The sequence below is a fragment of the Streptomyces sp. NPDC024632 genome (assembly GCF_055559175.1).
The window spans coordinates 136,681-146,485 of record NZ_JBVHLD010000025.1; the positions used below are offsets into that span (position 1 = coordinate 136,681).

The following is a 9,805-nucleotide window of genomic DNA, read 5'->3' on the forward strand; positions in this document are numbered from 1 at the left end:
GAGACCAGAAGGTTCCCCTTAATCGGCGCCCTCACACCTCATCGGGCGCACGATCGCGGGCGCGGGCCCATGGCGACGCCGGGCCCGCGCCCGGCCGTCACCGGGCGTGCATCCACTCCTCCATCAAGGTGAGCAGATGGTCGGTGTCGACCGGCTTGGTCACGTAGTCCGACGCCCCGGACTCGATGCTCTTCTCCCGGTCGCCCTTCATCGCCTTCGCGGTGAGCGCGATGATCGGCAGCCCGGCAAACTGCGGCATCTTGCGGATCGCCGTGGTCGTCGCGTAGCCGTCCATCTCCGGCATCATGATGTCCATCAGCACCACGGCGATGTCGTCGTGCTGCTCCAGGACCTCGATGCCCTCGCGGCCGTTCTCGGCGTACAGCACGGTCAGGCCGTGCTGTTCGAGGACGCTGGTGAGGGCGAAGACATTGCGGATGTCGTCGTCCACGATCAGCACCTTCTCGCCGCTGAAGCCGCCGGAGAAGCCGGTGTACGCGTCGGGGTGCCCCTCGTCGGACCAGGTGTCCTCGGTGCCCGCTCCGCCCGGACCCCGCGACTGCGCGGAGCCGTTGGCCGAGCCGTTCGCGGACCCGCCGCGCGGACCCGACCCGTTCGAGGGCGCAGAGCCGTTGGACTGGCCGCCGCCCTCGGGCAGTTGCGGGGGCTGCGCGGAACGGCGGCGCAGCCGGGCCAGGCTGCTGCCCGGGCGCGCCCGGTCGCCGGCCGAGCCCTGCTCGAAGTCGCCGCCGTGGCCGCCCGCGGGCAGTTGCGGCAGCGCCTGCGGGAAGTCGCCCAGGGACAGCGGCAGATACAGCGTGAAGGTCGAGCCGCGTCCCGGCTGGCTGTCGGCGTGGATCTCGCCGCCGAGCAGCCGGGCGATCTCGCGGCTGATCGACAGACCGAGGCCCGTACCGCCGTACTTCCGGCTGGTGGTGCCGTCGGCCTGCTTGAACGCCTCGAAGATCACCCGCATCTTGCTGGCCGCGATGCCGATGCCCGTATCGGTCACGGAGAAGGCGATCAGCGGCTGGTCGGGCTCGCGCATCGTGCCCGCTTCCAGCAACTGCTCCTTGATCGACTGCGGCACCTCGGTGCCCGCGGGCCTGATCACCAGCTCCACCGAGCCGCTGTCGGTGAACTTCACCGCGTTCGACAGCAGATTGCGCAGCACCTGGAGCAGCCGCTGCTCGTCGGTGTGCAGGGTGACCGGCAGTTCGGGCGAGACCCGGACGGAGAAGTCCAGGCCCTTCTCCGCGGTCAGCGGCCGGAAGGTGGCCTCCACGTAGTCCACGAGCTGCACCAGGGCGATACGGGTCGGCGAGACGTCCATCTTGCCGGCCTCGACCTTGGACAGGTCCAGGATGTCGTTGATGAGCTGGAGCAGGTCGGAACCGGCGCCGTGGATGGTCTCGGCGAACTCGACCTGCTTGGGCGAGAGGTTGCCGTCCGCGTTGTCGGCGAGCAGCTTCGCCAGGATGAGCAGCGAGTTGAGCGGGGTGCGCAGCTCGTGCGACATGTTGGCGAGGAATTCCGACTTGTAGCGCATCGAGACCGCGAGCTGTTCCGCGCGCTCCTCCAGCACCTGGCGGGCCTCTTCGATCTCGGTGTTCTTCACCTCGATGTCGCGGTTCTGCCGGGCCAGCAGTTCGGCCTTCTCCTCCAGCTCGCCGTTGGACATCTCCAGGGCGGCCTGCCGGTTCTCCAGCTCCGCCGAGCGCTCCTGGAGCTGTTCGGTCAGCTCCTGGGACTGCTTGAGCAGTCCCTCGGTCTTGGTGTTGACCGAGATGGTGTTGACGCTGATCGCGATGATGTCGGTGATCTGATTGAGGAAGTCCTTCTGGATCTGGGTGAACGGCTGGAAGGCGGCCAGTTCGATCACGCCGAGCACCCGGCCCTCGAAGAGCACCGGCAACACGATGACGTGCGACGGAGGTGCCTCGCCGAGCCCCGAGGTGATCTTCAGATAACCCGGCGGCACGTTCTCGATCAGGATCGAGCGCTTCTCCACCGCGGCCTGGCCGATCAGCCCTTCCCCCGGCAGGAAGACCGACGACATCGTCCGCTTGGAGAAGCCGTACGCGCCGATCAGCCGCAGCTCGTACTCCTCCCCGACCTCCTGGGTGTCCTCCGCGAGGAAGAAGGCGCCGTGCTGCGCGGAGACGACCGGGGTCAGCTCGCTCATGATCAGCGCGGCCACGTCGCCGAGGTCGCGGCGGCCCTGCATCAGGCCGGAGATCCGCGCCAGGTTGCCCTTGAGCCAGTCCTGCTCCTTGTTGGCGAGCGTGGTCTCGCGCAGACGGACGATCATCGTGTTGATGTAGTCCTGGAGTTCCAGGATCTCGCCCGCCGCGTCCACGTCGATCCGCAGATTGAGATCGCCGCGGGTCACCGCGGTCGCGACCTGCGCGATGTTGCGGACCTGGCTGGTCAGGTTGTTCGCCATCAGGTTCACGGACTCGGTGAGGTCCTTCCAGATGCCCGAGACGTCGGGCACCCGCGCCTGACCGCCCAGACGTCCTTCCGTGCCCACCTCGCGGGCGACGCGGGTCACCTCGTCACCGAAGGCGGAGAGCTGGCCGACCATCGTGTTGATGGTCGTCTTCAGCTCCAGGATCTCGCCGCGCGCGTCCACGTCGATCTTCTTGGACAGGTCACCGCGGGCGACCGCCGTGGTCACCTGCGCGATCTGCCGCACCTGACCGGTCAGGTTGGACGCCATGCCGTTCACCGACTCGGTGAGGTCCTTCCAGGTGCCCGCCACGCCCGGCACCCGCGCCTGGCCGCCGAGGATGCCCTCGGTGCCCACCTCGCGGGCCACGCGCGTGACCTCGTCACCGAAGGCCGACAGCGTGTCCACCATCGTGTTGATGGTCTCGGCGAGCTGCGCGACCTCGCCGCGCGCCTCGACGGTGATCTTCTTCGTCAGGTCGCCGTTGGCCACGGCCGTGGCGACCGACGAGATCGAACGCACCTGGCTGGTCAGGTTGTTGGCCATCAGGTTGACGTTGTCGGTGAGGTCCTTCCAGATGCCCGACGCGTCACGGACCCGCGCCTGGCCGCCGAGCTGGCCCTCCGTACCGACCTCGCGGGCCACGCGCGTGACCTCGTCACCGAACGCGGACAGCGTGTCCACCATCTGGTTCACGGTCGTCACCAGCGCCAGGATCTCGCCCTTGGCGTCGACGGTGATCTTCCGGGACAGGTCGCCCTGCGCCACCGCGTTGGTGACATCGGCGATGTTGCGGACCTGACTGGTCAGGTTGTTCGCCATGAAGTTGACGGACTGCGTCAGGTCCTTCCAGGTGCCGCTGACGCCCTGCACCTCGGCCTGCCCGCCCAGGATGCCCTCGGTGCCCACCTCGCGGGCCACCCGGGTCACCTCCGCGCCGAACGCGGAGAGCTGGTCGACCATCGTGTTCAGGGTGTTCTTCAGCTCCAGGATCTCGCCCCGGGCGTCCACGTCGATCTTCTGCGACAGGTCACCGCGCGCCACAGCGGTGGCGACCTCGGCGATGTTGCGGACCTGGGCCGTCAGATTCCCCGCCATGCCGTTCACGGAGTCGGTCAGGTCGCGCCACACACCGGCGACGCCTGGCACCTGCGCCTGGCCGCCGAGCCGCCCCTCCGTACCCACGTCACGGGCCACGCGGGTCACCTGCTCGGCGAACGACGAGAGCTGGTCGACCATCGTGTTGATGGTGTTCTTCAGCTCCAGGATCTCCCCGCGCGCGTCCACGTCGATCTTCTGCGACAGGTCACCGCGCGCCACAGCCGTCGTGACCTGCGCGATCTGCCGCACCTGGGACGTCAGATTGCCGGCCATGAAGTTGACGGAGTCCGTCAGGTCCTTCCAGGTGCCGGCCACACCGTCCACCCGCGCCTGACCGCCCAGCCGCCCCTCCGTACCCACGTCGCGCGCCATCCGCGTCACCTGGGCCGCGAAGGAACCGAGCTGGTCGACCATCCGGTTGACAGTGTTCTTGAGCTCCAGCATCTCGCCGGAGACGTCCACCGTGACCTTCTGCGTCAGATCGCCGTTGGCGACCGCCGTCGTGACCTGCGCGATGTTACGGACCTGGCCCGTCAGGTTGCGGAAGGCCGTGTTCACGGAGTCCGTGAGGTCCTTCCACGTACCCGCCGCTCCCGGCACCTGCGCCTGACCGCCCAGCACACCTTCGACGCCGACCTCGCGGGCCACCCGCGTCACCTCCGCGCCGAACGCGGAGAGCTGGTCGACCATCGTATTGACGGTGTTCTTCAGCTCCAGCATCTCGCCGGAGACGTCCACCGTGACCTTCTGGGACAGGTCGCCGTTGGCGACCGCCGTGGTCACCTGGGCGATGTCGCGCACCTGGCCGGTCAGGTTGCGGAAGGCGGTGTTCACCGAGTCGGTGAGGTCCTTCCACGTACCCGCCGCGCCCGGCACCTGCGCCTGACCGCCCAGCAGACCCTCGGCGCCGACCTCACCGGCGACCCGCGTCACCTCGTCGGCGAACGTCCGCAGCGTCTCGGTCATCGCGTTGATCGTCTCGGCGAGCTGCGCGACCTCGCCGCGCGCGCCGATGGTGATCTTCTGCGACAGGTCGCCGTTGGCGACCGCCGTCGTCACCTGCGCGATGTCCCGCACCTGGGCCGTCAGATTCCCGGCCATCAGGTTCACGGAGTCCGTGAGGTCCTTCCACACACCGGCCATGCCCGGCACCTGGGCCTGGCCGCCCAGCTCGCCCTCGGTGCCCACCTCGCGGGCCACCCGGGTCACCTCGGAGGAGAACGAGGAGAGCTGGTCCACCATCGTGTTGACGGTGTTCTTCAGCTCCAGCATCTCGCCGGCCACGTGCACGGTGACCTTGCGGGACAGATCGCCCTTCAGGACCGCCTGCGTCACCAGCGCGATGTCCCGCACCTGGGCGGTCAGCCGGTACGCCATGGTGTTGACCGAGTCCGTGAGGTCCTTCCAGGACCCCGCCATGCCCCGGACCTTCGCCTGGCCGCCCAGCTTGCCCTCGGTACCGACCTCGCTGGCCACCCGCGTCACCTCGTCGGTGAACGCGGAGAGCTGGTCCACCAGCCCGTTGACCGTCCGGCCGACCTTGAGGAATTCGCCGCGCAGCGGGTGCGCCGACCCGTCCGCGTTCTGCGACCGCAGGTCCATCCGCTGTTCCAGGTCGCCCTCGGCCACCGCCGACAGCACCCGCCCGACCTCCGACACCGGCCGTACGAGATCGTCCACCAGCGCGTTGGACGCCTCGATCGCGGCGGCCCAGGCGCCCTCGCAGGCACCGGTCTCCAGCCGCTCTGTGAGTTTTCCCTCCCGGCCGACGACCCGCCGGACCCGGGCCAGCTCACCGGTAAGGTGCTGGTTACGGTCCGCGACCTCGTTGAAGACGGCGGAGATCTCCGCCATCACGCCGTCACCCGACACCGTCAGCCGCTTGCGGAAGTTCCCGTCCCGCATCGCGGCCAGCGCTCCGAGGAGCTTGACCAGCGCGGCCGAATCGACCTCTACGGTCCCACTGGCGCGGGATCGCCCGTTCTTCGTGCGCGTGCTCGTGCCCCGCGCCGATGCGCCAGACTCCACCGTGTCCCTCCTGGAGGGTCGACCGACCTGCAAAAGTGCAAGATTGCTGCCTTGAGAGCATGCCCAGTGTTTCACCATGGCCCCACCCGGCCATAACAGTTCGGCGGCAACGCTGATAACCCGTGGCACGTTCGGGGTGGAAACACCCGCAACCGGCGCACGCGGTGTCCGCGTGGGTAAGTAACCTGGCTCTTGTGTCGGCGGCGCCGCACCTTGCCAGGCGTACACCTCAGGGGGCCGCCGACGAGGACCGGGCAGGACGGCGGCGGCACGGGCGGCGGGACCGGTCAGCGGACCCGCCCACGGACGAGCAACGAGGAGACCGGTGATCACGGCGCGCGCTGCGGCCAGCTTCGAACCGGTGGGGCGGTCAGTCGCCGTCGCGCGTGCCTTCGTACGCGACACCCTGCACGGCTGGGGCTTCGCCGACGTCGTGGACGACGCGGTGGTGCTCACCAGCGAACTGGTGACCAACGCCGTCGTGCACGCGGGCACCGCCGCCGACGTGCAGTGTCTGCGGTACGAGACGGCCGTACGCGTCGAGGTCGCCGACCACTACCCCGACCGCGAGATCCCCATCCAGGGCAGAGGCCGTCAGTTCCGCGACCCCGACAACGAGGGCGGGCGCGGCCTGCTGCTGTGCGCCGCCCTGGCCAGCCGCTGGGGCGTGGAGTACACCGGCGCGGGCAAGCACGTCTGGTTCCAGCTCGACCTGCCCGAGCGCCCCGCCGGCACCCGCTCCGCGGGACCCGTCCTGCCCGCCGCCGACCTCCCGCTCACCGACGAGAGCGTGCGCGTCGCCGTCGTCCAGGTCGACCGCATGGGCTCGATCACGCGCTGGAACGACGACGCGGCCGAGCTCTTCGGCCACCCCGCCGCCGACGTGGTCGGCAAACCGCTCGCCGACCTCACCGCCTGGCCGCAGACCCCCGGCACCGGCATCGGCCTCGCCGAGGCCCTGCTGCACTCCCGCTGGGAAGGCACCTACGGCCTGCGCGACGCCGACGGCCGCGTCCTGCCCGTGTACGGCTCCCACCTGCGCGTCCGCGACAGCGAGGGCGAGCCCTCCACCGTCATCCTGCTGGTGCGCGCCGAGGAGCGCGCCGTGCTCCAGACGCCGTCCCGCGGCTCCGGCAGCGCGGAATCCGGCCTCGGCCAGCGCGGCAAGACCACGGACGCCTTCGAGGTCTTCATCGGCTCCCCCGCCCCCGACGACCTCGACAGCCTCCTCCAGCGCACCGTCGAACGCGCCCGCGACATGCTCGACGGCGACGCCGCCTACCTGCTGCTCGCCACCGACGACGAGACCGAGCTGGAAGTACGCGCCTCCACCGGCCTGCCGTCCGCCCGCCAGCGCTTCGCCCGCGTCCCCGTCGAAGCGGGCACCGGACGCTACGGCAGCGCCCGTATGCCGGCCGTCCACGAGGACCTCACCGCGGTCCCCGGCGCCGTACCGCTGCTGTCCGGCACCGGCATGCGCTCGGTGGTCACCGTGCCGCTCAAGGTCGAGGGGCGCCTGACCGGCTCGCTCGGCGTCGCCGCCGAGGCCCCTGGCCGCTACAACAACCAGGAAGCGCTGCGGCTCCAATTCGCCGCCGACCGGATCGCGCTCGCCGTGGAGAGCGCCCGGCTCACCGAGCTGGAACGGCTGCGCCGCGGCTCGCTGTCCTTCCTCGTCGAGGCGTCCGACCTGCTCGCGGGCACGCTGGAACGCGACCAGACGCTGGCCCTCATGGCCCAGATGACGGTTCCGACGCTGGCGAACTGGTGCGCGGTCTACACGATCGCCGAGCAGTCGGAGCCGGAGCTGGCCTTCGTCCTGCACGAGGACGAGGACCGCATCGACGGCATCAAGGCGCTGCTGTCCCAGGTACGGCCTCCGGAGCCCGACCCGACACCCGGCGCCCGCATGTGGACCGCGCCCTCCGACGCGGCCCACTCCAGCGCCCTGCGGGCCTCTCTGCGCAGCCTCGGGGTCGGCGCGCGCTCCGCGCCCTCCTCGTCCGCGCCGAACGCCGCCACACCCACCTCGGGCAAGGGCGGGCGCGCGCCGAGCGCCCCCGGTGTCGCGCTCGCCACCGCGGCGGCCGTCGGCGGCGAAACGGTCGTCCTGCCGCTGGTCGCCCGCAACCGGGTCATCGGCATGCTCACCCTCGGCAAGCCCGCCGACGAACGCTTCCGCCAGGAGATCCTCGAACTCGCCGAAGACCTCTCCCGCAGAGCGGCCCTCGCCCTGGACAACGCCCGCCTCTACAGCGAGCGCACCGCGATCAGCCAGGCCCTCCAGCGCAGCCTCCTGCCGCCGGAGCTGCCGCACATCCCCGGCGTCGAGGTCGAGGTCGTCTACCGCGCCGCGGGCGAGGGCAACGAGGTCGGCGGCGACTTCTACGACCTCTTCCCGATCCGCGACGGCTGCTGGGGCTTCGCCATCGGCGACGTCTGCGGTACGGGCCCGGAGGCCGCCGCCGTCACCGGCCTCGCCCGGCACGCGCTGCGCCTGCTGGCCCGCGAGGGCTTCGGCGGCCCCGCCGTCCTCGAACGCCTCAACGCCGCCATCCTCGACGAGGGCGCCCGCAGCCGCTTCCTCACGCTCCTGTACGGCGAGTTGTGGCCCCAGCACGACGGCAGCGCCGTCCTGCGCATGGTCTGCGCCGGCCACCCGCTCCCGCTGCGCCTGCGCCCCGACGGCACCGTCGAACCCGCCGCCGAACCGCAGCCGCTGCTCGGCGTGATGGACGACCTCGAACTGTACGAGCAGACCGTCTCCCTCGACCCCGGCGACGTCCTGCTCTGCGTCACCGACGGCGTCACCGAGCGCCGCGAGGGCACCCGCATGCTCGGCGACGACGGCCTCGCCGACGTCCTGTCCACCTGTACGGGCCTGACCGCGGGCGCCGTGGCCGCCCGTATCCAACGGGCCGTTGAGCGCTTCGCCTCTGACGCGCCGTCCGACGACATGGCGATCCTGTCGATGCGGGTCCCGAAGAAGTCCGAGTAGCGCGGGTTCTTCGCACGGGAATTCTTCGCGCGGGGATTCTTCGCGCGGTCCTCGGCGCGAGGTTCTTGGCGCGGGTCCTGGTGCGCGACGGCATGAAGAAGGCCCCCACCTGACGGTGAGGGCCTTCTGTGCCGAGCCCCAATACGGAATCGAACCGTAGACCTTCTCCTTACCATGGAGACGCTCTACCGACTGAGCTATTGGGGCGCGTCGATGGGAAGATCCTATCCCATGAACGCGGGTGCTCGAAGCACGCTCAGGGGTCGTTCAGCGGCGGTTCACAGCAGCCCGCCGAGCGCGTTGCAGGCGTCCGCGATGTGCGTCAACTCCCGCTGGGTGATGCCGGGGTGGACCGGCAGCGACAGGCTGTCCGCGGCCACCAGTTCGGTCTGCGGCAACACGGCCCCCGACCGGTGCGCGGGCATCCGGTGCACCGGTACGGGCACGCTCACGGTGGCCCGCACGCCCCGTGCCGCCAGGGCCGCGGCGAAGGCGTCCCGGTCCGGCCGGCCGTTGCCGGGAATCCGTACCGCGTACTGCCGGTAGAGGTGGTGCGCCCCCGGCTCGGTGTACGGCACGACCACGCCCTTGAGCGCCGAGTCCAGGAACCGCGCGTGCGCCCGCCGCCGGGCGACCACTCCCGCGTCCTCCTCGACACCGCCCTCGGTGCCCTGCTCCACGAGCGCCAGACCACGGCGCGACGCCAGGTCGTCGAGCCGCGCCATCGGCGCGGGGTGCCCGAATACGTGGACGGGTACGATCGCGGCCGTCCGCGCCGTGACGCCCGCGGCGACGGCCTCGGGGGCCAGGCAGAACGTCCGGGGGTCGATGTCCGCGAACACCGGTGTGGCGCCCGCGAGTCGGACGGCGTCGGCCGGCGCGCCCGGTCCGAACGACGGGACGATGACCTCGTCCCCTGTCCCGATACCCAGCTCCTCGAGCGACGTGCGCAGCGCGGCGGCCGTCGCGTCCGAAGCGATCCTGTGCCGTCGTCCGGCAGTCGTCATCTGCTGCACGTCTCCACACCTCCGCCTATCGGGAGGCCCAGAGTCTCGGAGCGATGTGAACAGAGGGTAACGGAAAACAAAAATGCCTTGGGCCCCGAGTCGAAGCTCGGGGGCCAAGGCATTGATAAAGATTGTTCGGCGGTGTCCTACTCTCCCACAGGGTCCCCCCTGCAGTACCATCGGCGCTGAAAGGCTTAGCTTCCGGGTTCGGAATGTAAC

Annotated in this window: 3 protein-coding genes, 1 tRNA gene and 1 rRNA gene; 1 reads left to right on the plus strand and 4 read right to left on the minus strand. The window is 70.4% G+C overall.

Annotated features, from left to right (window positions below; translation table 11 throughout):
• Nucleotides 1-97: 97 nt before the first annotated feature.
• On the minus strand, nt 98-5,581 hold the full coding sequence (locus tag ACZ37P_RS36125; protein WP_355338118.1) for a HAMP domain-containing protein: 5,484 nt from the start codon (nt 5,579-5,581) through the stop codon (nt 98-100).
• A gap of 325 nt (nt 5,582-5,906) precedes the next feature.
• Between ACZ37P_RS36125 and ACZ37P_RS36130 the strand changes: the two genes are divergently transcribed.
• Nucleotides 5,907-8,579: a SpoIIE family protein phosphatase gene (locus tag ACZ37P_RS36130; RefSeq protein WP_467350651.1), complete on the plus strand. Its 2,673-nt coding sequence runs from the start codon at nt 5,907-5,909 to the stop codon at nt 8,577-8,579.
• Between the two features lie 134 nt (nt 8,580-8,713).
• Here the strand turns inward: ACZ37P_RS36130 and ACZ37P_RS36135 are convergent.
• From ACZ37P_RS36135 to rrf, 3 genes are all read right to left on the minus strand, one after another.
• A tRNA-Thr gene (locus ACZ37P_RS36135) sits at nt 8,714-8,786 on the minus strand.
• Nucleotides 8,787-8,857: 71 nt separating this feature from the next.
• Entirely contained in the window at nt 8,858-9,586 is a 729-nt protein-coding gene (locus ACZ37P_RS36140) for a DegT/DnrJ/EryC1/StrS family aminotransferase (RefSeq protein ID WP_355338780.1), read from the minus strand.
• Nucleotides 9,587-9,719: 133 nt separating this feature from the next.
• Nucleotides 9,720-9,805 (minus strand): 5S ribosomal RNA (gene rrf / locus ACZ37P_RS36145); the annotation flags it as partial.

Excerpts from the sequence above, each read along its gene's own strand:
- ACZ37P_RS36140 (WP_355338780.1), bottom strand. The coding sequence starts at position 9,586 with ATGACGACTGCCGGACGACGGCACAGGATCGCTTCGGACGCGACGGCC.